The 20,696-nt window shown below is 69.9% G+C and carries 21 protein-coding genes and 1 pseudogene; 11 read left to right on the top strand and 11 right to left on the bottom strand.

The window, feature by feature from the left end; translation table 11 throughout:
• Window position 1 precedes the first annotated feature (1 nt).
• A complete protein-coding gene (locus ETD85_RS21305) occupies window positions 2–235 on the bottom strand; it encodes a DUF6289 family protein (RefSeq protein WP_138691505.1) in 234 nt (77 codons plus the stop codon).
• Between the two features lie 211 nt (window positions 236–446).
• Between ETD85_RS21305 and ETD85_RS21300 the strand changes: the two genes are divergently transcribed.
• The 6 genes from ETD85_RS21300 (at window position 447) to ETD85_RS21275 (ending at window position 6,364) form a co-directional block, all read left to right on the top strand.
• Window positions 447–995 (top strand): PadR family transcriptional regulator, encoded by a 549-nt coding sequence (locus ETD85_RS21300; protein ID WP_138691504.1) that lies wholly within the window; start codon window positions 447–449, stop codon window positions 993–995.
• Window positions 992–1,591 carry an ABC transporter ATP-binding protein gene (locus ETD85_RS21295; RefSeq protein ID WP_138691503.1) on the top strand — a complete coding sequence of 200 codons (600 nt, stop codon included), beginning with the start codon at window positions 992–994 and terminating at the stop codon, window positions 1,589–1,591. Before ETD85_RS21300 ends, ETD85_RS21295 begins: the two co-directional genes overlap by 4 nt.
• 5 nt (window positions 1,592–1,596) lie before the next feature.
• Window positions 1,597–3,264, top strand: coding sequence for an ABC transporter permease (locus ETD85_RS21290; RefSeq protein WP_138691502.1), 1,668 nt, complete (start codon window positions 1,597–1,599; stop codon window positions 3,262–3,264).
• Window positions 3,265–3,434: 170 nt separating this feature from the next.
• Window positions 3,435–4,535 (top strand): hypothetical protein, encoded by a 1,101-nt coding sequence (locus tag ETD85_RS21285; protein WP_206058440.1) that lies wholly within the window; start codon window positions 3,435–3,437, stop codon window positions 4,533–4,535.
• Between the two features lie 87 nt (window positions 4,536–4,622).
• On the top strand, window positions 4,623–5,123 hold the full coding sequence (locus tag ETD85_RS21280; protein ID WP_206058439.1) for a MarR family winged helix-turn-helix transcriptional regulator: 501 nt from the start codon (window positions 4,623–4,625) through the stop codon (window positions 5,121–5,123).
• Window positions 5,114–6,364, top strand: coding sequence for an MFS transporter (locus ETD85_RS21275; protein ID WP_138691501.1), 1,251 nt, complete (start codon window positions 5,114–5,116; stop codon window positions 6,362–6,364). The genes ETD85_RS21280 and ETD85_RS21275 overlap by 10 nt, the downstream gene beginning before the upstream one ends.
• A 58-nt stretch (window positions 6,365–6,422) precedes the next feature.
• Here ETD85_RS21275 and ETD85_RS21270 read toward each other — a convergent pair whose 3' ends face one another.
• The 3 genes from ETD85_RS21270 to ETD85_RS21260 all read right to left on the bottom strand — a co-directional run bounded on the left by ETD85_RS21270 (window position 6,423) and on the right by ETD85_RS21260 (window position 8,901).
• On the bottom strand, window positions 6,423–7,733 hold the full coding sequence (locus ETD85_RS21270; protein WP_138691500.1) for an FAD-binding oxidoreductase: 1,311 nt from the start codon (window positions 7,731–7,733) through the stop codon (window positions 6,423–6,425).
• A gap of 64 nt (window positions 7,734–7,797) precedes the next feature.
• Window positions 7,798–8,226 carry a DUF4267 domain-containing protein gene (locus ETD85_RS21265; protein WP_138691499.1) on the bottom strand — a complete coding sequence of 143 codons (429 nt, stop codon included), beginning with the start codon at window positions 8,224–8,226 and terminating at the stop codon, window positions 7,798–7,800.
• A 36-nt stretch (window positions 8,227–8,262) separates the two neighbouring features.
• Entirely contained in the window at window positions 8,263–8,901 is a 639-nt protein-coding gene (locus tag ETD85_RS21260; RefSeq protein ID WP_138691498.1) for a hemerythrin domain-containing protein, read from the bottom strand.
• A 100-nt stretch (window positions 8,902–9,001) separates the two neighbouring features.
• On the opposite strand from ETD85_RS21260, the gene ETD85_RS21255 reads away from it, so the two are divergent.
• Entirely contained in the window at window positions 9,002–12,268 is a 3,267-nt protein-coding gene (locus ETD85_RS21255) for an ATP-binding protein (protein WP_138691497.1), read from the top strand.
• Window positions 12,269–12,478: 210 nt separating this feature from the next.
• On the opposite strand, the gene ETD85_RS21245 is transcribed toward ETD85_RS21255, so the two are convergent.
• Both ETD85_RS21245 and ETD85_RS21240 read right to left on the bottom strand, forming a co-directional pair.
• The gene (locus ETD85_RS21245; protein ID WP_138691496.1) at window positions 12,479–13,132 is read right to left on the bottom strand and encodes an NADPH-dependent F420 reductase; all 654 of its coding nucleotides are present in this window, start codon (window positions 13,130–13,132) and stop codon (window positions 12,479–12,481) included.
• A 144-nt stretch (window positions 13,133–13,276) separates the two neighbouring features.
• Window positions 13,277–14,026, bottom strand: coding sequence for an SDR family oxidoreductase (locus ETD85_RS21240; protein WP_138691495.1), 750 nt, complete (start codon window positions 14,024–14,026; stop codon window positions 13,277–13,279).
• Between the two features lie 94 nt (window positions 14,027–14,120).
• On the opposite strand from ETD85_RS21240, the gene ETD85_RS21235 reads away from it, so the two are divergent.
• The 3 genes and pseudogenes from ETD85_RS21235 to ETD85_RS21225 all read left to right on the top strand — a co-directional run bounded on the left by ETD85_RS21235 (window position 14,121) and on the right by ETD85_RS21225 (window position 16,579).
• Window positions 14,121–14,729 carry a TetR/AcrR family transcriptional regulator gene (locus ETD85_RS21235; RefSeq protein WP_138691494.1) on the top strand — a complete coding sequence of 203 codons (609 nt, stop codon included), beginning with the start codon at window positions 14,121–14,123 and terminating at the stop codon, window positions 14,727–14,729.
• A 51-nt stretch (window positions 14,730–14,780) separates the two neighbouring features.
• Window positions 14,781–14,996 (top strand): annotated as a pseudogene (locus ETD85_RS21230) (hypothetical protein); the annotation flags it as partial.
• Between the two features lie 869 nt (window positions 14,997–15,865).
• Window positions 15,866–16,579: a hypothetical protein gene (locus ETD85_RS21225; RefSeq protein ID WP_138691493.1), complete on the top strand. Its 714-nt coding sequence runs from the start codon at window positions 15,866–15,868 to the stop codon at window positions 16,577–16,579.
• On the opposite strand, the gene ETD85_RS21220 is transcribed toward ETD85_RS21225, so the two are convergent.
• From ETD85_RS21220 to ETD85_RS21210, 4 genes are all read right to left on the bottom strand, one after another.
• On the bottom strand, window positions 16,540–16,791 hold the full coding sequence (locus ETD85_RS21220; RefSeq protein ID WP_138691492.1) for a hypothetical protein: 252 nt from the start codon (window positions 16,789–16,791) through the stop codon (window positions 16,540–16,542). The genes ETD85_RS21225 and ETD85_RS21220 overlap by 40 nt on opposite strands.
• A gap of 291 nt (window positions 16,792–17,082) precedes the next feature.
• The gene (locus tag ETD85_RS21215; RefSeq protein ID WP_138691491.1) at window positions 17,083–17,682 is read right to left on the bottom strand and encodes a GNAT family N-acetyltransferase; all 600 of its coding nucleotides are present in this window, start codon (window positions 17,680–17,682) and stop codon (window positions 17,083–17,085) included.
• 85 nt (window positions 17,683–17,767) lie between these two features.
• Window positions 17,768–18,163, bottom strand: a complete 396-nt coding sequence (locus tag ETD85_RS67520) for a hypothetical protein (protein ID WP_420847251.1) — start codon at window positions 18,161–18,163, stop codon at window positions 17,768–17,770.
• A gap of 264 nt (window positions 18,164–18,427) precedes the next feature.
• Window positions 18,428–19,066: a TetR/AcrR family transcriptional regulator gene (locus ETD85_RS21210; protein WP_206058438.1), complete on the bottom strand. Its 639-nt coding sequence runs from the start codon at window positions 19,064–19,066 to the stop codon at window positions 18,428–18,430.
• 88 nt (window positions 19,067–19,154) lie between these two features.
• On the opposite strand from ETD85_RS21210, the gene ETD85_RS21205 reads away from it, so the two are divergent.
• Window positions 19,155–19,991 (top strand): NmrA/HSCARG family protein, encoded by an 837-nt coding sequence (locus ETD85_RS21205; RefSeq protein WP_138691490.1) that lies wholly within the window; start codon window positions 19,155–19,157, stop codon window positions 19,989–19,991.
• A 263-nt stretch (window positions 19,992–20,254) separates the two neighbouring features.
• Here the strand turns inward: ETD85_RS21205 and ETD85_RS21200 are convergent, their stop codons facing one another.
• Window positions 20,255–20,671 carry a nuclear transport factor 2 family protein gene (locus ETD85_RS21200; protein WP_138691489.1) on the bottom strand — a complete coding sequence of 139 codons (417 nt, stop codon included), beginning with the start codon at window positions 20,669–20,671 and terminating at the stop codon, window positions 20,255–20,257.
• Between the last annotated feature and the right edge of the window lie 25 nt (window positions 20,672–20,696).

Genomic DNA, 20,696 nt, shown 5'->3' with positions numbered 1-20,696 from the left:
CTCAGCAGGGGCTCTCGTAGAACTCCAGGTAGCCGGTGCGGACGCCCCACATGTCGACCACGCCGGTGCAGTCTTCGTACTTCTCCCCGACCACGGTGGTGCGGGTGGAATCGCTGTAGAAGACGGTCACGCAGGCGTAGTTGTACTTGCAGGCGCGGGCCTGGGCGGGGCCCGTGGTGACGGTGGTGACGGCGGCGAGGGCGAGGACGGTGGCCAGCAGGAGGCGGCGGATCATGGGGGTTCCTCCATGAGTGGGGGGATCTGTCTCGATGATCGGCCACCCGGTGCGATTGATCAAGAGTTGGCAGTTTGTGCCTCTTGATCAGCAGGGCGTGAAGAAGACCTTCAGCGTGCCCTCCATGGTCCTCCACAAGATCTCCAGATGCAGCGCTTTGACACTTCATACGGCTAACCGCTATCTATTGGCTAACCGTTAGGGAGATGTCGTGCAAGACGCAGTGCTGGCGATGCTCGCCAAGGAGCCGTCACACGGGTACGGCCTGCGCGCCCGGCTGCGCCAGAGCCTGGGCCCGCTGGGCGAGTCGATGAACCCCGGCCAGATCTACGTGACCCTGTCCCGGCTGGAGAAGGCCGGGCTGGTGGTCTGCGAGCGGGCGGACGGCCTGCCCGACCGGCCGGATCGCAAGGTCTACGCGTTGACGCCGGCCGGGCAGGAGCGGGTGGCCGCGTGGCTGGCCGAGGTGGGCTGGCCCAAGCCCGACATGGCGGAGTTCCATCTCAAGCTCGTCGCGGCGGCCGCGGCCCGGCTCGCCGACCCGGTCGAGCTGGTGGCGGCCCAGCGCCGCGAGCTGCTGCGCCGCCTGCGCGAGGCGCAGCGGGCGATCATGGCCGAGCCGGCGGGTTCGAAGGCCGTACCGCTGCTGGAGGGTGTCGTGCTGCGGCTGCAGGCGGACCTGCGCTGGCTGGAAGTTTGCGAGCGGGCCTGGTCCAGAGCCGACGTCCCCAGGGCCGATGACAGAGTTGAGGGTGCGTGAGCGAGTCGAGTGCCGTGGTCCGGGTTCGTGACCTGGTGAAGGAGCACGGTCAAGGGGAAAGCAGGGTTCGCGCGGTCGACGAGGTCGACCTGGAGGTGCCCGAGGGGCAGATGCTGGCGGTGATGGGCCCGAGTGGCTGCGGGATGGAGGAGCTCTCGGCGGCGGAGAACGTGGAGCTGCCCGCGCTGCTGGCCGGCCGTTCGCCGCGCCAGGCCAGGCGCCGGGCCAGGCGCCGGGCAGGTGTCCTGCTCGAACGGGTGGGGCTCACGGCGCGGGCCCGGCACCTGCCGTCGCAACTGTCGGGCGGGCAGCGCCAGCGGGTCGCCATCGCCCGGGCACTGGCGAACGAACCGCTGGTCGTCCTGGCCGACGAGCCCACCGGCAACCTCGACAGCACGGCGACGATCGAGGTGCTGCGGATTTTCGAGGAGCTGCGTTCGGCGGGGCAGACGCTGGTGATCGTCACACATGACGAGCGGGTCGCGGCCACTGCGGACCGGCTGGTGGCGATGCGTGACGGGATGTTCGTCGACGACACCAGCCTGGCCGACGCCCACCCGCGCGGGCTCGGCGGGCTGATCGGGCTGGAGGGCTGAACGTCATGGGCTCCCTCGTGCTCGTCGTACGGCTGGTGCTCGCCGACGTTCGCCGCTATCCGTCCCAGGTCGCGATGCTGTTGTTCGCCGTGACCACAGCCACCGCCACTCTGGCTCTGGGCCTGTCCCTGGGCGGGTCGAGCCGGACGCTGTACGAGCAGACCCGCGCGGCCACCGCCGGGCCGGACGTGGTGGCGCTGTCCGGCGACACGGGCCCCGCTGTGACCTCGGCCCTGGCCGAGCTGGCGGACGCTCCGGAAGTGGTGGCCCACCATGGCCCCTATCGCATCGTCTACGCCAGTCTCACCACGCGCGACGCCACGGCGTCCCCGGTGGTGGTGCACGGCTTCGCCGAGAAGTCCGGCGCGCTCAACCGGCCGCTGGTGACTTCCGGGCAGTGGGTGCGTTCCGGCGGCACGGTCCTCGAGCGCGGCTTCGCCACCGCGCTGGGCGCCGGCGTCGGCGACCGCGTCACGATCGCCGGCCGGTCGTACCCCGTCGTCGGGATCGCCGTCACCGCCGCCACCTCCGTCTACCCCTGGGCGGCCCAGATCGGCCCGGGCGGCGGCCCTGCCGACTACACCGGCCTGGCCTGGATGACCCGCTCCGACGCCCGCTCCCTGGCTTCCTCCCACGATCTGCCGGTGACGACGGCCATGGACCTCAAGCTGCGCGACCCCGCCGCCACCGAGGCCTTCACCGATGCCCACCCGGGCTCCGACGTCAGGATCACCTTCCACTCCTGGCAGCGCAAGGCCGAGCAGGACGCCGTCATTCTCAGGGGCACCCAGCCGATCCTGGTGCTCGGAAGCTGGCTGCTCAGCTTCCTGGCCGTCACCGGGGTGGCGGCGCTGGCCGCGGGCCGCGCCGTCCAGCAGACCCGGCGGGCCGGGCTGCTCAAGGCCGTCGGCGCCACCCCCGGTCTGATCGCCGCCGTCCTGCTCACGGAGTACCTGGCCGTGGCGCTGCTGGCCGACGTGCTGGGGCTGGTGATCGCGCGCCTGACCGTGCCCGGCATCGCCAGCCCCACCGCCAGCAGGATCGGTGACGTCGGCGGGCCGACCGGCCCCGTCATCGCCGCGACGACCGTCCTCGCGGTGGCGGTGGCGGTGCTGTCGGCCCTGCGTCCCACGCTGCGGGCCCTGCGCACCACGACCGTCGCCGCCCTGGCGGACACCGACCACCGGGCCCGGCGGCGGCCGTGGCTCACCACGCTGTCGGCGCTGCTGCCCACGCCGTTCCTGCTCGGCCTCAGGCTGACCGCCCGCCGGCCGGGCCGGGTGGTGCTGCAGGCGTGCTCGACCGCCACCACGCTGATCGCGCTTACCGGGCTGCTCTCCCTGCCCGTCCAGCCGTCGAGAGGCTACGGCCTGAACGGCTCCACGGTTCTGCCCAACCTGCGGGCCGAGAACTCCGGCCATCTGCTGATCGCGGTCGCCGCCCTGCTGATCGCCCAGCTCCTGCCCTGCCTGCCCGGCGCCGTCATCGGCGTCCCTCTGGGCATCGGGGTGTTCTCAGCCCTCAGCCCCAGGAACGCGATCCTGGCGCCGGTCTCCTGGATGCTCCTCGCCGCGCTCGCGACGCTCCTGGTGACGGTGCCGCTCACCGCTCTGCCCGCGCACTTGGCGGCCCGCCGTCCCGTGGTACCGGTCCTCTGCGCCGACACAGCGTGATGGGCGGGCAGGCGGGCGGGCGCGGTCGGCAGCGGCAACGCGCAGAGCCTCGCCGGCGCACCGGCTTCTGGCACGAATCGAATTCACCGACGCAAAGGAATCACGAAGTGGTATTTGACGCCGCCGGCACTCGGCGCCTCATCGCCGGCACGAAAGAGCCCCGCGCGTGGGTGTCTCCCCGGACAGACCTGGTGACGGCGCTGCTCGGCGTCTGGTTCGGGGTCGGGCTGATGATCGACGCCTGGGCGCACGCCAACCTGGCCGAGCTGGAGACGTTCTTCACCCCCTGGCACGCGGTGTTCTACTCCGGGTACGCCGTGGTCGCCGGCTGGATCATCTGGCAGGTGTGGCGCAACGTGCGTGCCGGCCGGCAGGGGCTGGCAGCCGTCCCCGCGGGTTATCTCGCCGGGCTGCTGGCGATCCCGGCGTTCGCCGCCTTCGGACTCGCCGACCTGACCTGGCACACCGTCCTCGGCATCGAGACGACCATCAACATCTTCTTCAGCCCGTCGCACCTCGGCCTCATCGTGACCATGATGCTCATCATCACGACCCCGCTGCGCTCGGCGTGGCACGCCCCCGACATCGGTGCCCGGCCGCGGCTCGGCCGGCTGCTGCCCGCCCTGATCGGGCTCGCGTTCGCGACCGCGCTGGTGTCGCTGTTCCTGTCCTACGGCGACGCCCTGCAGTACCGGCCCCAGGCCATCGTCCAGGCGTTGTCCATGGCGCAGGACGCGGGCGTCGCGCCGCGGGTCGCCGGTCCCCGTCCTGTCGCCCTCGGCGCCGATCGCGTGGCCGTCGCGATGGTCGTCACCAACGTCGTCGTGCTCAGCCCGGTGCTGTTCCTGCTGCGCCGCTGGCCTTTGCCGTTCGGGTCGGTGACCATCCTGTACGCCGTCATCGCGCTCATGCCGGGCGTCCGGACGAGCTTCGGCAACCTGCCGATCCTGCTGGCGTTCGTGGCCGCCGGACTCGTGAGCGACCTGCTGATCCGCTGGCTGCGCCCGTCGGCCGGGCGGCGGGCCGCGTACTGGGCCTTCGCCGGGTTGTCGGCCTTCGTCACCTGGTCGCTGTACATCGCAGTCGCCTCGGCCATCGGGGGCCGCCTGCCCGCCGTGCCCGAGCTGTGGACCGGTGCGCCAATCGTGGCCGGACTGATCGGGCTGGCGCTCGGGGCGCTGCTCCTGCCGAACGCGACCACCGCGGATCTCACCGTCGCGGGTGAACGTGACCGCATCGGAGAAGCACGGCCGCTGGTCCAGCTCGATTGATGGCATGGTGGCGGCTTCGCCTCCTGCCGTAGCAAGGCGGCGCCAAATAACATAAGCACTTATATAAGTACTGATACGATCCCGCTCATGACGCATCCCCCTGCATCCGATCCCACCCAGGAAAGCCTCTGGCGGCCGCTTCGCCTTCTCCAGGCCTCCATGGACGCGGACATCGCCCGGCTCTACTCCAAGAAGCGCATCAAAGGGCTCAAGCCGAGCTTCGTGATGGAGCTGCTCCGGCTGCACGCCTGCGGGCCAATGACCATCACGGAGCTGGCAGAGTCGGTCAACCGGACGCATTCGGCACTCAGCCAGAAGGTGGCCGCGATGCGCGAGGCCGGCTGGGTCCAGACCGTCGAGGGCGACGACGCGCGCAGCAAGAAGGTGACGCTCACCGACAACGCCCGCCGCATCGTGGGTCGCCTGGCGGCGGAGTGGCGGGCCACCGAGGCCGCCGTCGCCGAGATCGAGGCCGAGATCCCCTATCCACTCTCACGGGTCGTCACCGACATTGAGCAGGCCCTCGCACGCAAGAGCTTCCACGACCGGATCGCGGAGAAGCTGGCGGAGGATCCCGCATGGGGCTGAGGCACGCCCTGCTCGATGTCACCCCGCTACGGGCCTCACCACCGTTCCGCCGGTTATGGATCAGTCAGGCCCTGTCCGGATTCGGCAGCCAAATGACGCTCGTCGCCGTGATGTTCCAGGTCTGGCACACCACCAACAGCGCCGCATGGACCGGCGCCGTCGGCCTGGCACAGGCGGCTCCGCTCGTCGTGCTCGGACTCTTCGCCGGCTCGCTCGTCGACCGCGTGGACCGCCGCAAACTCTGCCTCATCACGACCAGCGGGCACGCCGCCTGTTCGCTGCTTCTCACACTTCAGGGCTTCTTCGGGCACCTCCCGGTCGCCGGAGTTCTGGGGCTGGTCGTCGCGCACTCCTGCTTCGCCGCCGTCGGTGGTCCGGCCTCGCGCACCTTCATCCCACACCTTCTGCCCAAGCATCAGCTGGCCGCCGGACTGGCGCTGAGACGGATCGCCTTCCAGGGCTCCATGCTGATGGGCCCCGCGCTCGGCGGGCTGATCGCGGGCGGGCTCGGTGTCGGCGGCTGCTACCTGATCGACACGCTCACCTTCATCGTCGCGCTCTACGCCGTGTTCGGCTTGCCGCCGATGAGACCCGCGGATGAGCCCGCCCGCCCCGGCCTGCGCGGAGTGCTTGACGGCCTGGCCTTCCTGGCCCGCACTCCCGTCATCCGCGGAGCCCTGCTCACCGACCTGGCCACCACAGTGCTGTCGATGCCGATCAGCGTGTTCCCCCTGATCAACGCAGAACGGTTCGGCGACGACCCACGCACGCTCGGGCTGTTCCTCACCGCCATAGCTGTCGGCGGCGTCGCCGCCTCCCTCTTCTCCGGAACGTTCACCCGGCTCCCCCGTCCCGGCCTGGTCATGCTCGGCGGATCCGCCACCTGGGGCGCGGCGCTCACGTTGTTCGGCCTGTCGCCCCACCCGTGGGCCGGACTGGCCTTCCTCATCCTGGCCGGCGCGGCCGACACCGTCTCCGTGGTGTCCCGGAGCGCCATCGTCCAGCTGCATACCCCGAGCGAACTACTCGGCCGTGTCAGCGCTGCCGAGCAGATCGTCGGGCAAGCCGGCCCTGACATCGGCAACATGCGCGGCGGCCTGGTCGCAGACGCAACCTCGGGAGCGGCAGCCCTGATCAGCGGAGGTCTGCTCTGCCTCGGTGCCGTCGCCGCGGTTGGAGGCACTACTCCGGACTTGCGCCGGTTCTCGGCACCACCCCCGGCTGCACCTGCCGGCCGGTAGGTGTGGTGCGGCCCCGCCGCCCGATGGGCGGAGGGGCCGGGACCTGCTGGGAACCGATCTACCCGTGCACCGGGTAGTTGGCGCGGAACACGTTCTGCGGGTCACGGGCCCGCTTGATCTCCCGCAGCCGCGCGAGCGCGCTGCCGGAGAAGGAGCTGGCCGCCGTGTCACCGGGCGACAGCACGGTGTACGGCTTGCGGCCGCTGACGTAGGCCGCCAGGTCGGCCACGACCTCGGCCTGCCTGGCGCGCGTAGTATCGGCCGCGTGCGGCAGGCCGAGGCCCAGCAGGCTGAGCAGGTACGGCTCGGCCACCGCGCCGCTCGCACCGGCCCCGTCGCCCGGCTCGGCGAGCGCCCCGCCCAGGTGCCTGATCTGCAGGTTGATGAGCGGTTCGACCGGCTTGGCCAGCAGGAGCTCCACCGCGTCCGCGTCCAGGCCGGTGAGCAGCTCCGCACGGGTGATGGACGGGGCCGGGTCGGTGGGCTCGGCGGCGATGGCGCCCAGGTCGGCGACCGGGACGACGCCGCGGCTGTCGGAGATCGCGCCCTCGATCTTGTCGATACGCCTCAGCAGGTCCTCCGCCTCAGCCGCCGCGCCCAGGTAGGCCAGGTCCAGCGTGACCATCGCCGGCGCGCCGGGGGGCTGGAGCCGGTTGATCCAGACACTGAGTTCACGCGGCGCCTCGGCGGTGATCTCCACGAACGCGTCGTACACCTCCCTGGTCCGGTGCTCCGGCCAGATCACCCGCCCGCCGTACAGGGCCGGCGCGGGATACAGCTCGAGTTCGAGGGCGGTCACCATCGCGAAGTCCCCGCCACCGCCGCGCAGCGCCCAGAACAGGTCAGGATCGGACTCGGCGCTCACCCGGCCCGGCCGGCCATCGGCGTCCACGATGTCGACAGCCCGCACGCTGTCGGAGGCGAAGCCGTACTTGCGGCTGAACCAGCCGACCCCACCGCCCAGGGTGTAGCCGGTCACGCTGACCCCCGGAGCGCTGCCGGCCAGGCCGGTCAGCCCCAGCGGACCGGCCGCCGCCAGCACCTGCCCCCATTTCACGCCCGCGCCCACCCGGACCACGCGCTCCTGCGCGCGTACCTCCACCTCGTTCAGCAGGCCGGTACGCAACAGGATCAGGCCGTCCACATCACCCGAGGCGCCATGCCCGCTCGGCTGCGCGGTCACCGTCATACCCGCCCGCCGCGCGTACCGCACCAGCGCCGCCACGTCATCGGCATCCGCGGCCTCCGCCACGGCCGCCACCGGCTGCCTGACGGTCAGATTCCAGGCGGTGGCCGCCTGTTCGAAGCCGTCGTCATCGGGCAGGAGCACGCGCCCCTTGAGGACACCGCGCAAGTCGTTGATCGTCATTGTCGTCTCCCTTTTTCGAGTTCTCAGAAAATGCGAAGGAATGCCGTGCCGCGCTGCGGGGACGTCAGGCGGGCTGCGCGGCGGGCGCTGGGGTGGCGCTCTCTCGGGCCTTGCGCGCCTTGCTGGTCTCGCGGAGGATCAGCAACCCAGTGACCGCGATCAGCGCCGAGGTCAGGCCGTGGATGCCGAGCGCGGCGGCCGTGGAGCCGTGGTGGGCCAGGACGTTGACCATGTCGCCGAACGGGGCGACGGCCGTCATCAGCAGGACCCAGCCCAGCGGGCGGCGGTGGCCCGTCACCAGCAGGATGCCCATAGTCAGGCCCATCGCGATTTCGCGGCTGCCCTTCACGATGGAGAAGCCGCTGCCGTCAGAGGGCCAGTTCGCCAGCCCCGGGAAGGTGGTCCCGAGGGGCAGGACGAAGGACAGTCCGAGGTAGAGGCTGAACAGGACGACGGCGGCGGCCAGGACGGTGTTGAGCTTCTTCAGCGACATGGTTGTTCTCCTTTGATGTTCAAGACTGGGCAGGGTTCAGCCGCGGACACGGCGGATGTGGCGGGCGTAGCGGGGGCGGCCGATGACGTGCCAGACGACGCGGGCGGGGATGGCGAGGCCGCTGAGGACGATGGCGCGCTCGGCCGGGCTCGCGTCTTCCAGGACGGCCCCGAAGAGCGTGAGCAGGGTGAGCTCGGGAGTGCTGTTCACCAGGTGGTCGCCCAGGGAGGCCCACTCCTGCTCGGTGATGTGCTTGGCCGCGAGCGGGAGGAGGGTGGCCTCCTCGTCGTCGAGGTGTTCCATCAGGACCGCGCGGTGGTCGGCGAGTGCGGCCACGAGGGTGTCGCGCTCGTCTGCGCCCGCGGTGGCCTCCCAGGCGGGGACCGAGGCGTCCAGCCTGGTCAGGGTGAACGCGATGCGTTCGTGCTGGGCCTGCATGCGCAGGACGATGTCGGCCTCCAGGTCCACCCGGGCGAGGAGCGGCGGCCACAGCAGCTCGTCCTCGGCCTCGTGATGGTTGTGCAGGCCCAGCCGGTAGACGCGGAAGTGGCCGGCGATCACCTTGGCGCGAGCGGTGTCACCCGGGATGACGGCCGCGGCGAGCTCCATCAGCAGCCGTGACTCACGGCGGAGTACGCGGTGGACGATCTCCATGTCCTGGGTGTTGACGCTCATCTGTCCTGCCCTCGGTCGGTTGCGAGGTGTTCAGGCTGCTCCCGGGTATTTGGAGGGGGCTTGGAGCCGATTTGGAACGTCCACATACGATGTGCAGATCATGGTCTTCATCCGGGTGCTGGGCGCGTTCGCAGCGGAGGTAGACGGTGCGGCCGTTCACCTCGGCGGGCCGCGGCAGCGGGGCGTGCTGGCGTTGCTGGTGGCGGCGCGCGGGCAGGTCGTGCCGGTCGACCGGATGATCGAGGATCTGTGGCGCGGGGAGCCGCCCGGGCGGGCGCTGATGTCCCTGCAGGCGTACGTGTCCAACCTGCGCCGGTTGCTGGAGCCCGGACGTCCGCCGCGCACGCCGGCCCGGCTGCTGGTGAGCGCGGCGCCGGGTTATGCGCTGCGGCTGCCACCGGAGGCGGTGGACGCGTGGCGGTTCGAGGGCCTGCTGGGCCAAGCGCGTACGGACACCGACCCACGCGCCGCGCAGGCTCGGCTCGCCGAGGCGCTGGGGCTGTGGCAGGGACCGGCGTTCGCCGAGGTCGCCGACGAGCCGTGGGCCGCGGCCGAGACGGCCCGGCTGAACGAGCTACGCCTGGTCGCCACCGAGCTGCACGTCGCGGCGGGTCTGCGCATCGGCGGCCCCGCCGCGGTGGTTCCCGAGGCCGAGCGGCTCACCCGCGACGAGCCCCTCCGCGAGGAAGGCTGGCGGCTGCACGCCCTGGCACTGTGGAGCAGCGGCCGCCAGGCCGACGCGCTGGCGACGCTCCGCCGCGCGCGCGGCATCCTCTCCGAGGAGCTCGGGCTCGACCCTGGCCCGGACCTGACGGCGCTGGAGGAGGCGATCCTCACCCAGCGCACAGACGTCCTACGCGCGACCGTGCCCCCGCCCCCGCTGACCGCGCCGCTGCCGCAGGTGGCCCCACTCCCGCTGGCCGCCCCGCTGCCGCAGATGGCCCCTCTCCAGGGGGCGGCTCCGAGCGTCGAGGCGCCGTTCGTCGGACGCGAGGCACAGCTGTCGGCGCTGGTCACGGCCGCCGCCGGGGCTGCCGCCGACGGAGCCCGTATCGCCCTGGTCACCGGCGAGGCCGGGCTCGGCAAGTCGGCGCTGCTGGAACACCTCGGCAGGCGGCTCGAACGTGACGGGTGGCTGGTCGCCGTCGGCCGCTGCCCCGAGGTCGACAGCGCGCCGCCCGCGTGGGCCTGGACCGAGGCGCTGAGAGCCGTCGCCGCGTCCAGGTCCCCGGGCGAGTTCGCGGACGACCTCGCACCGCTGCTCACCGACACCGGGCCGGTGAACGCCGACGCCACCGCTGGACGGTTCCGCCTGCGGCAAGCCGTGTGGAAATGGCTCGCGACAGTCGCCACGGAACGCCCGGTCGCGGTCGTGCTGGACGACCTGCACTGGGCGGACGCCGCCACGCTGGAGCTGCTCGGCGGCGGCCTCGGCCTGCGGGCCCCGATCCTGGTCGTCGCCGCGTACCGCGCGGACGAGAGCGGGCACCTCACCGAGACGCTGGCCTCCCTCGCGCGCGCCACGCCCCTGCGCCTGGCGCTGCCCGGGCTGAACGCCGAGGCCGTCGCGAAGCTCGTACGGGCCGAATGCGAAGCCGACGAGGAGACCATCGCGGGGATCGTTGAGCGCACCGGCGGCAACCCGTTCTACGTGCGCGAAAGCGCCCGGCTGCTGAACGGCGAAGGCGCGCTGGTCGCCCTCTCCGAGGTCCCCGAAGGCGTACGGGACGTCCTGCGCCGGCGGCTCGCGCGCCTGCCCGAGGGAGGCGTGTCCGTCCTCCGGCTGGCCGCGGTCGCGGGCCGGGAGAGCTCGGTGGACGTCCTCGTCAAGGCCGCCGACACCGACGAGGACGGGGTGATGGACGCCCTGGACGCGGGCGTCATCGCCGGGCTCCTCGACGAGCCCGGCCCGGGCCTCATCCGCTTCGTCCACGCCCTCGTCAGGGACACGCTCATCGCCGACACCAGCAGATTGCGCGCCACCCGGATGCACGCCCGGATCGCCGCCGCTCTTGAAGGCACCGACGACATCGCCGCGCTGGCCCATCACTACGCGCGCGCCGGCTCGCCGAAGGCCGTCGGCTACTGCGTCCAGGCCGCCGAGCGTGCCGAGGCCCGCTACGCCCACGATGTGGCGGTCTGCCTCCTCAGCGACGCCGTCACCAACTCGACCGGACCGGACGAACGCGTCGAATTGCTCGGCAGGCTGCTGCGCGCGCAGATCCGGGCGGGAGCCGTCGCAGCCGCCCGCGAGACCCGCCGTGAAGCCGTGGAGTACGCGGAGTCCCTGGGCCGCGACGACCTGATGATCGCCGCATTCACCGCGTGGACAGAGCCGACCGCCTGGCAGGCCCGTACGTACGGCACGGTGGACCGGCCCGTCGTCGACCGCCTGAGCCGCCTGCTGAAGCGCGACCTGACCCCTTCGGTGCGGTCCCGGCTCCTGACGGCGTACGCGCACGAACTGGTCGGCGAGGACGACCCGACGGTTGTGGAGGCCGCGCAGGAGGCACTCGACCTCGCCACCGAACCCCGGTTGCGGGCCGCGGCACTCGAGATCCTGGCCGAAGTCCACGGCGACGCCGAGCTCTGCCGGGAGCTCGTGGAGATCGGCACCGAACACGACCTGCCGGTCTACCGCGTCACCGGGCTGCTCAACCAGGCCGGCATCGCCGCCGCCGCCAACGACCCGGTGACCCTGCACCAGGTGATCACCGAGGCCCTGGAACTCGCGCGTACCTACCGAATGCGCGAGGCGATCGCCGCCGCCGAGATCACGCTGGCCGGCCTGGCGCTCATCGAAGGCCGGTCCGCCGACGCCGAGCTCCTCTACATCAAGGCCGACGAGGGCATGCGGCGCATCGGATCGGTGCACACGGGCTTTCTCCAACTCGCCCTGGCCACGATCTGGCTGAACGAGGGCACGCTCGGTGCGCACCTGGACGACGTTCGCGCCCTCCACGCCGCGCTCGGCCCCATGACCTCCGACCTGCTCGCGCTCGCCCTCCACGCCAACGGCCTGGACGCCGAAGCCCGCGAGGTCCGCGCGTCACCCAGCCCGATCCGCCCCGACTTCTTCTTCACCTTCCTCACCACGTTGCGCGCGATGGCCGGCGTCGCCTTGAACGACCGCGATGCCGCCGAGGAGATGTACGCGACGCTGCTTCCGCACCGCGACGGCCCCCCGGCGGGCGCCGCGAGCCTGGCGTTGGCGCTGCGCCCGGTCGCCCACACCCTCGGTGAACTGGCCGTCTTCCTCGGCCGTACCGACGAGGCCGCCGCCCACTTCACCCGCGCCGCCGCCGTCGCCGACCGCTGGAACGCACCCCACTGGGCCGCCGAGGCCCGGTTGCGAACGACCACCTAGCTTCTCTGCCCACGGCGCCGCACATCCGTGACACGCGCCCACCCGGAGTGACACGCGCCCACCCGGAGGACGTCCGTGCCCGCCGTGTCCTTCCCCGGCCCGCCGCGGCGACCGCGCCAGCCAGCCGACCGGCGCGCTCCTTCCTCCGGCCGCCGCGCGCCGGCATCCGGCGACGTCTGTCCCGTCACCGGGCGGGGCCGCCTGTCCTACTCACCTCAAGACGATCCGTCGCGCCCTGGCGAGGTTGGCGATCAGTTCGGCACGGGTCTGGTGCTCGTGCGCGACCCACGCGGGTTGCCCGGGACCGCTGCGCCACGACTCGCTGAGCGGGCTGTTGTCGACGGTGTCGAACCCGAACTGATCGTACAGTCGCGTCACGAGTGCCACGGCGTCGGGAAAGTCGCTCGAGGTCGACAGCGCCAGCCGGCCGGGGGTGCCCGCCGCTTTACCCGCGGTGGTGATGCGGGGAGCTTGGATGTGGGTGAAGGCCTTGACCACCTTGGATCGCGGAAGGTGCTCCTGGCGTAGCTCATGAACTGTCTTCTCCCCCGAGTCGATGACCGGGATATGGCCATCGCGCCAGACCATGTAGTTGTTCGTGTCAAGCACGATCTTGCCTGCCAGTTCCTCCGCAGGCATGTCGTTGACCACCTTGAGCGGGACCGCCACGACGGCGAACTCACCTGCGGCAGCGGCGCCGGCCGCGGTTGCGGCACGCGCTGACGGGCCGAGCTCGTCAATCAGGTCTTGCAAGGTCTCGGGTCCTCGTGAGTTGGCAATGACGACGTCGTAGCCGTTCGCGAGCGCTGCACGCGCGATCTGGCCACCGACCTCGCCTGCGCCGATGATGCCGATTACGGGCATGGGTCCTTACCTCTCTGGTCAGACTGTCGCGCCGTCGGGCCGCCCTGATCGTGGCCGTCTTGACAGTCCAGACCGGCCTGCTCCGCCTGGGAGAGCCCCGCCGGGCCAGGAGCCGTCATCCTGCCGGACGTGCGGCCAAGGAACTCAGATCTGGTTCAGGCCGCCGTCGACGTACAGGCTCGAACCGGTGATGAAGCTGCTCTGCTCGGAGGCGAGGAAGGCCACGGCGGCGGCGATCTCCTCCGGTCGCCCGAGTCTGCCCAGCGGCACCTGCGTGGCCAGGTGCTGCCTCAGACCGGCGGCATGTTCCGGGTCGGGAGCGAGCCCCGACAAACCGGGGGTGTCGGTCGGGCCGGGCGTGATGGTGTTGACCCGGATGCCGCGTCCCTTGAGCTCGTTGGCCCAGGTCCGGGCGAACGATCGAGTGGCGGCCTTGGTCGCCGCGTACACACCGAACGCCTCCGCGCCGACGTCCACGTTGGTGGAGCCGTTCAAGATCACCGAGGCGCTGTCATTGAGTACGGGCAGCGCCTTCTGAACGGTGAACAGCGTGCCCCGGACGTTGATACCGAAGAGGGTGTCGAAGTGCTCCTCGGTGACCTGCTCAAGCGGCACAAACGCGGCGACGGAGGCATTCGCGAACAGCACGTCCAGGCCCCGTCCCCGGTAGCGGATCGTCTCGTAGAGCCGGTCCAGGTCGGCCAGGTTCGAGATGTCACCGATCACCGCGGTAGCCGCCGGGCCGATCACTTCGACGGCCGCGTCGAGTTCGGTCTTGCGCCGGCCGGTGATGAACACGTGCGCGCCCTCGGCCGCCAGCCGTACGGCACTGGCCAGGCCGATTCCGGTGCTGCCGCCGGTGACGAGCGCGGTCTTACCCTCAAGCAGTCCCATGTGAACAACCTCTCTCGACTTCTGCAGCGATCGCTGCAGAATCCGAACGGTAGCACTTCTGCAGCGACCGCTGCAGAAGGGGTAGGCTGCGGGGGTGGCGATCAAACAGAGAGGCCCCATCGGCCGACCGCGAGGATTCGACGCCGACGACGCTCTCGAGCGCGCCATGCTGGTGTTCTGGGAGCACGGCTACGAGGGGGCCAGTCTGGCCAACCTGACCGAGGCGATGGGCATCTCCGCCAAGAGCCTGTACGCAGCCTTCGGCAACAAGGAAGAGCTGTTTCGCAAGGCCCTGGAGCGCTACACCGAAGGCCCGAGCGCATACCTGTCCCGGGCCATGGAGGAGCCGACCGCCCTCGGCGTCGCCACCGCGATCCTGACCGGCACCATCCGAACCACCACCCGCCCCGCCCATCCCCACGGGTGCCTGGGCGTTCAGAGCGCCCTGGCCGCCAGCGACTCAGGGCGTGGAGTCCGTGACCTCCTCGCCGCCTGGCGCAACGACGGCTGCTCTCGCGTCCGAGAGCGGTTCCAGCGAGCCATCGACGACGGCGACCTGCCCCCGGAGACCGATCCGGGGCTCCTGGCCCGCTACGTCACCACTTTGGCATTCGGCATCGCCGTGCAAGCCGCGAGTGGCGTCGGCCGCGACGAACTCCAAGGGATGGCCGACGCCGCCCTACGCAACTGGCCGCTCCCTTGAGAGTCACGCGGCGTTCGCCGTCGTGAGGAGCGGCTCGCTGTACCGTGAAGGGTGAGTGCGTCCGGCCGACCGGCTCCTATCTGGGACCAATCCGCGGCCCTGCTGCCCGAGCGGCCGACGTACCGCGGCGGGTGCCACGGCGACCGGATCATCTTTGACAAGCTCATGCGACTGCTGCGCTTCGGCTGTTCGTACGAGGCGATAGCCGACACGACGTGCTCGACCACCACGATCCGCAACCGCCGCGACGAGTGGATCGCCCCTGGCGACCTTGGACCCAGACCCTTATCGCAGGTCAGAGCGATATGATCTTGTTTGCCACGTAAGGCATGTCGGCTGTCCGGCGCAGTGTTGGTCTTCAGCGAGTGGGCGACTTGGCGCGTCATGCAAGTCCGGCCACGCGGCCACGTCGGCGAGCCCCTACGCGTGCGCCGGCGTCCCAGCGCAGCGTCAGGAAGGACGTGTCCTCCTACGCCACCGCCGCGACGTAGACAGTGCCTCGGCGGCTGCCGCCCTGCTCGTTCACGACGGCAGGGGCCGGCGAATCGTACAGGAGGCAGTGCTCAGATGGACCTTGCGGGCCCTGCTCACCGTCCTGCTCACGGGCCCTCTCGTAGATCCGGCAAGCCCGCCGCACAAGACTCGCCGTCCCGTTCACGGGACCGTCTCCCCGATCCAGCGCAGGGCGTCGGCGCAGGTCCTCGTCGAGGGCGATCGTGCCGGTCCCGCATGCCTGTCCGGGGTCGTAGCGGCGACGGGTGCGTCTGCTCCGCCCGCAGTGCCGGTACGGCTTCTCTGTCCGTTGCTCCGCCACCGCACGTCCGGCGAGCGGGCGTCGAGCAACTCGCGCAGCCTTCCGGCGAGCGGAGCCGCCGCCGGTCCCGGCTCGGCCACCGCTTTCGCTACCGTCGCGGCGCTGGGACCGGCATCGTCGGCGCATGGCGGTGCGGGGATCCTTATGCCGGGTCTTGCCCATGATGAGCTGCAGCGGGATTTCGGCGTCGTCGAGGTGGTGGCGGCACTGTGAGCCAGGCCGGTAGATGTCCGCCGAATGACCGGCCGATGTCCTGTTCCGGTTTCATTCAATAGTGGAGCGTCGTGGAGAAAGACAACCCCTTAGTGGAAGGGCGCAATCCATGAATCTCTCCCCGAAGCCATACCGGAATCGACCTCGTGTCATAGCCGAATTCCGACGAACCATCGGCCTGATCGCCGCGTTGATGCTAAGTACGCTGCTCATGGTCGCCGGCGCGCTCCCAGCCAGCGCGAACGAACCGACCCCTGCCAGCAAGGCGGCGGATAAATATCCGCACAAATCGCTCGCACTCGCGCTGCCGACGGACGAGGTGCGTGCGGATCTCCAGAAAGTCACCATCAAGTCCCCCACTGGCGAGTCGCGATCCCTCGCGCAAGTGGCGCCCTCCTGCTCCGGGAACTGGTACAACATCGCTGGAGAGGTCCGGTGGTGGTACGACACGAGCAGTCGCTTAACGCTCATGTCCGAGGCCGACTGGGGAGGCTCGGTGAGCTGTGCAGGAATGGCCTACATTTCCGCCTCGACCAGCCTGTACTTCAGGAACAGCAATGTGCGCAACGGCTCCACCAATTTCTGCGGGCACGCCGGAAATCCGACGGGTAACTGCGGTGCGGTTTCCAGCAGCGGCGAATGGGAGTGCGGCGGAATCGGAAACTGTAATGGAACATATTATGCCACGATCGGTTTCAGAGTCGATCTGCCTGCCTTCTATACGTGGACCTCGGTCCCGTCCCGCTGCACCATAGAACTCGGCGGCGTATCGATGTTCTGCGTCTACGACACCGCCCCCCTCATTGTGCCGTACATCAACTGAGCCAGAAATTTCAACAGTTGCGGGGTCAGCGGGCTCGCCCCCGCAACGCGTTCGCGTAAGAGCGCGGCGACGTTCACCGGACGGGTGTCGCCGATGGCCTCCTCGAACAGCAGGCCATGCTGCCGGTGCCCCTGGCGGCGGGTCAGCCGGGCACAGAAGAGGGAGAAGAGGCGCTGGCGCAGGTCCGCCTGATCACGGCGGAAGGGCGGCACGACGTGCGGCGCTCACTCCTGGTGTTACTACCGCCTCACTCCTGAGGGCGAAGCCCGGCTGGCCATCGAAGCGGAGAACTTGCCTCGCAATGCCGACACCGCCGCCTCCCGCCTGCGCGCAGGACTACGCCCGGCGTTCAGCGTGCAACTTGCGATGTCTCGTTGGGAAGCGGGCCTCGCCACATCCTTCGGGAGCGCCAGGTGAGCTTGGATGGTCGTTACCGGCGGTTGCTGCGAGACATTCGCCCTGTTGCGCGGAGGCGTCGCCATCCGAGTGCGCCATGAACGTGATCACGAGGACGCCCGCTGCTCTTGATGATCAACCAAACAGGCCGGTTGGTCACCGGTGAAGCAGGTGGCGGCAAGAGCGCTCACTGCATCCAGATCCCAGGTGTACTCCACGACGGGCAGTTCAAAGCCGGCAGGGAAGCGCTCGACGAACTGCCTGGTAGGACGGCCGCCCAGACGCTCGTAGAAGGCGATCGCGGCTACGTTGGCCTGGAGCACCTCCAGGTAGACGGCCTTTCCCGCATGGTGATTCGCCGTCCAGGCGCAAGCGTGCTGCATGAGGTGGCGGCCGATGCCCGAGCCCTTGCGCCGAGGTCGGACGTGAAGATTGTCGAGCAAGATGCGGCCATCGGCCTCAAGGGCCAGGTAGGCGAACCCCAGCGTGGCCGAGTCATCCACGGCGACGAGCAGGCAGGAGGTGCGATCCGGTTCCGGGGCGACCGTGGTGAGGCGTGTGGTCCACAGGGTCTTACGTTCATCGAGCAGCCGCGGCCCGTTCAGATAGCTGGCGGGCATGATCCCGGTGTAGGCGGTCAGCCAGCTTTGAGCATGCAGCGTGGCGATGTGCTCGGCGTCGTCCTTTGTTCCGAATCGGATGTGCATGGGGTAGAGGTTGACATACCAGCAGGTAGATCCAGTAATTGGGTCAATCCCGGATGATCAAGGAGAGTGGGCGGCGGAACTCCATCTAATCGTCGAAGGACGAGGCCTGCCGATGACGTTTGCACCTGACCGGGGGCAACATCGTCGACTGCACCGCGTTCGAGGCGGTGATGGCGAAATTCCGGCTGCGCCGCCCCGCCGGTGGCCGGCCCCGTACCAGGCCTGACGTTTTGCTCGGCGACGCGCCGTCGCCTCCCGCTTCGACAGGTACCTGGCGGGAGCCACCATAGCCTCGCTCATGCTCTGGCTCCGGCGCGCCGGATTGTCGGACCCTCGCTAGGGGCAGAGCACCCTGGTTTCGGCAGTGCAAGTGGTCGAAGCCCGGGCCGCCGTTGGCGGCGTCGTTGCCTCTCGGGCCCTTGAGGACGTCATCGCCCGCCCGGCCGAAGATCACGTCGCTGGCCGTCCCACCGTAGAAGATGTCCCCCCACGCCCCATGTCCGCCCTGGAGCGCCAGGGAGGTGAAGTTTCGGAGTGTGTCGTTGCCGCCCCTGGTAGCCGCCCTGATCCGCGCGATCCCCGCAGTGGGGGCGGACCCTCGCTGCGTGCCCGATTCACGAGCATCGAGATCAGCTGCTCGTCCGTCATCGAGCGGTCCGGCTCGACAGGCAGTTCGTTCACGGAGATTGACTCCACGGCGTTTCGGACGTCATGCCCGGCAACCCCCGACCTGGGTCTACGCTCGTCAGGTGTCCCAGAGGGCCTGGTAGCGCTCCGCGTTGGGTGGTTTGCCGGGCAGTGGGTCGTTGCTGTGAACTTTGAGGCCATCCAGGGCGATGGCGAGCAGTCGGGAGCGGATCTCTTCCTCGCTGTGCCCGGGTGGGGGTGGGGTTGTGCGGCTGAACTGGCCGATGAGTAGAGAGATGTCCATGGTGGTTACGTCTGTGCGGAGCACACCGGCACGGTGAGCCCGGGCGGTGAGCTCGTCGGCCAGATGCTGGGCTTGCTGGTTGGCCTGCCGCATTTCGGGCGTAACGTCGATGGCACCGGCCAGCGGGGCCAGGATGCCGAAGCCGAAGGCCACGCACTGCCGGATGTAGGAGGCCAGTCCCTGCCAGGGATCCTCGTGAGCCAGGCCGGCTCGGGCAGCGGCCGCGACGCGTTCCATCGAGTCGACGCACAGTTGCTGGAGCAGCTCTTGTTTGGTGCGGTAACGGCGGTACAGGCTGCCCATTCCCACGCCCGCATACTCGGCGACGGCGGAGACGGGCGCGTCGAATCCCAGAGTGGTGAACACGTGGCGAGCGGCCTCGATCAGCGCCTGGTCGTTCCGGGCTGCCAAGGCCTGGGGTCCTCGCTTGCGTGGCGTCACAGGGTCGGGCATGACACCAGGATACCAATTGCGGAGCGATCCGCTCCGGGTTACATTACCCGGAGCAAAGCGCTCCGAGTTAAGAGGCGGTTACCTGACCATGTCTACTTCCCGTGTTGTTCTCGTCACCGGCGCGACCGGCAATCAAGGCGGGGCCACGGCCCGCCAACTGCTGGCTCGCGGGTGGGCTGTTCGTGCGCTGGTACGCGATGCGAGCAAGTCCGCGGCTCAGGCCCTGCGAGACCATGGCGCCGAGCTGGTCCAGGGCGATCTCGATGACACCGGCTCCTTGCGGGAGGCGATGCAAGGCGTGTACGGCGTGTTCAGCGTTCAGGCGCTGGCCTACGAGCCCAAGACCTTGGCCGCCGAGGTACGCCAGGGCAAGACGGTGGCCGACATTGCCCAGGACAGCGGCGTCGCCCACCTCGTCTACAGCTCCGTGGGCGGTGCCGAGCGCGAGACCGGCATCGACCACTTCGAAAGCAAGGCCGAGATCGAGCGGCACATCCTGGCCCTCGGCGTGCCCGCCACCATCCTGCGGCCGGTGTTCTTCATGAACAATCTCCTGCACTACGCCGACGCCGGGGATGAGCGGCTCCTTGCGTTGCCGGTCAGGCCCGACAAGCCGATGCAACTCATTGCCACCGACGACATCGGGGTCTTCGCCGCCGACGCCTTTGACAGTCCCGGACAGTTCATCGGCCAGCAGATCGAGCTCGCCGGCGACGAGCTCACCTTCCCCGAAGTCGCCGAGATCTATGAGCGCGTTACCGGCACCCCGACCAGGTTCGAGGCGCTGCCGATCGACGAGCGCATGTTCGAGTGGTTCGCCGAGGAGGGCTACCGAGCCGATGTGCAGGCCCTGCGCCGACAGCACCCCGAATTGTTGACGTTTGAGCGCTTCCTCGCTCGGCGGCTACACCCAGCCTGCTCCTGACCCTTGCTCCAGGCAATCGCCGTCGTCGGTCCCGGTGGTGCGCTCTGGGGACGACCAGCGTGTGACTCCTGGTGGCCTGAGGGAGGTTGCGAAGGCGATGGCGTGTTTGTCCTTGTGGATGGCCTGCGAGAGCGAGGACGTCCCCCGGACGTCCTGGACGTCCCACGTGACGTCGCCGGGTCTGTGGGGCGGGGCTGGACGGCGAATGCGAGGTCCTAGCCGCCGTGTGCCCCGGAGCCACGGGGCACATGAGCACTCTCCACTCAGCCGGCGTTGAACGCGTTCTCGACCGTCAGCGTGTCCTCGTACAGATGCATGCGGACGATCCGGTTGTCCTCGACCATCAGGTGCATGGCCGCCGGTGTGGTGAACTCCTTCCCGGTGGCCACGACGGTGTGCGTCCAGACCGCCAGCAGTACCACGTCACCGCCGTCGACGATGACGCGCTCCAGCACGACCTTGCTCCTGCCGCGCGCGAAGTGCGGCCACATCGTGGTGAAGTACGGCGCGACCTCCTCCCGGCGGGTACGGCGTCCGGTCCAGGGCAGCGCGTCACTGCCGGGGACGTACCAGTCGATCTCCTCGGCGAACAGTTCCTGGATACCGTCGGGGTCCTGCCTGCCGAGGCGCTCCACGAACTTCTCGGCCACGGTCCGCGAGGTCTGGGCATCTGTTGTCATCGTCCATGTCCTTGTCGTACAGGTG

The organism is Nonomuraea zeae (assembly GCF_005889725.1).
Taxonomy (GTDB): Bacteria; Actinomycetota; Actinomycetes; order Streptosporangiales; family Streptosporangiaceae; genus Nonomuraea; species Nonomuraea zeae.
The sequence above is the reverse complement of the archived record's forward strand: the minus strand, read 5'-3'. Positions and strand labels throughout refer to the sequence as shown.

Bases quoted from the DNA above. Each gene is read 5' to 3' on its own strand.
- ETD85_RS21290 (WP_138691502.1), top strand. From the start codon at position 1,597: ATGGGCTCCCTCGTGCTCGTCGTACGGCTGGTGCTCGCCGACGTTCGC.
- ETD85_RS21275 (WP_138691501.1), top strand. From the start codon at position 5,114: ATGGGGCTGAGGCACGCCCTGCTCGATGTCACCCCGCTACGGGCCTCA.
- ETD85_RS21270 (WP_138691500.1), bottom strand. From the start codon at position 7,733: ATGACGATCAACGACTTGCGCGGTGTCCTCAAGGGGCGCGTGCTCCTG.
- ETD85_RS21305 (WP_138691505.1), bottom strand. From the start codon at position 235: ATGATCCGCCGCCTCCTGCTGGCCACCGTCCTCGCCCTCGCCGCCGTC.
- ETD85_RS21280 (WP_206058439.1), top strand. From the start codon at position 4,623: ATGACGCATCCCCCTGCATCCGATCCCACCCAGGAAAGCCTCTGGCGG.
- ETD85_RS21265 (WP_138691499.1), bottom strand. From the start codon at position 8,226: ATGTCGCTGAAGAAGCTCAACACCGTCCTGGCCGCCGCCGTCGTCCTG.
- ETD85_RS21210 (WP_206058438.1), bottom strand. From the start codon at position 19,066: ATGCCCGACCCTGTGACGCCACGCAAGCGAGGACCCCAGGCCTTGGCA.
- ETD85_RS21245 (WP_138691496.1), bottom strand. From the start codon at position 13,132: ATGCCCGTAATCGGCATCATCGGCGCAGGCGAGGTCGGTGGCCAGATC.
- ETD85_RS21200 (WP_138691489.1), bottom strand. From the start codon at position 20,671: ATGACAACAGATGCCCAGACCTCGCGGACCGTGGCCGAGAAGTTCGTG.
- ETD85_RS21225 (WP_138691493.1), top strand. From the start codon at position 15,866: ATGAATCTCTCCCCGAAGCCATACCGGAATCGACCTCGTGTCATAGCC.
- ETD85_RS21255 (WP_138691497.1), top strand. From the start codon at position 9,002: ATGGTCTTCATCCGGGTGCTGGGCGCGTTCGCAGCGGAGGTAGACGGT.
- ETD85_RS21205 (WP_138691490.1), top strand. From the start codon at position 19,155: ATGTCTACTTCCCGTGTTGTTCTCGTCACCGGCGCGACCGGCAATCAA.
- ETD85_RS21240 (WP_138691495.1), bottom strand. From the start codon at position 14,026: ATGGGACTGCTTGAGGGTAAGACCGCGCTCGTCACCGGCGGCAGCACC.
- ETD85_RS21215 (WP_138691491.1), bottom strand. From the start codon at position 17,682: ATGCACATCCGATTCGGAACAAAGGACGACGCCGAGCACATCGCCACG.
- ETD85_RS21260 (WP_138691498.1), bottom strand. From the start codon at position 8,901: ATGAGCGTCAACACCCAGGACATGGAGATCGTCCACCGCGTACTCCGC.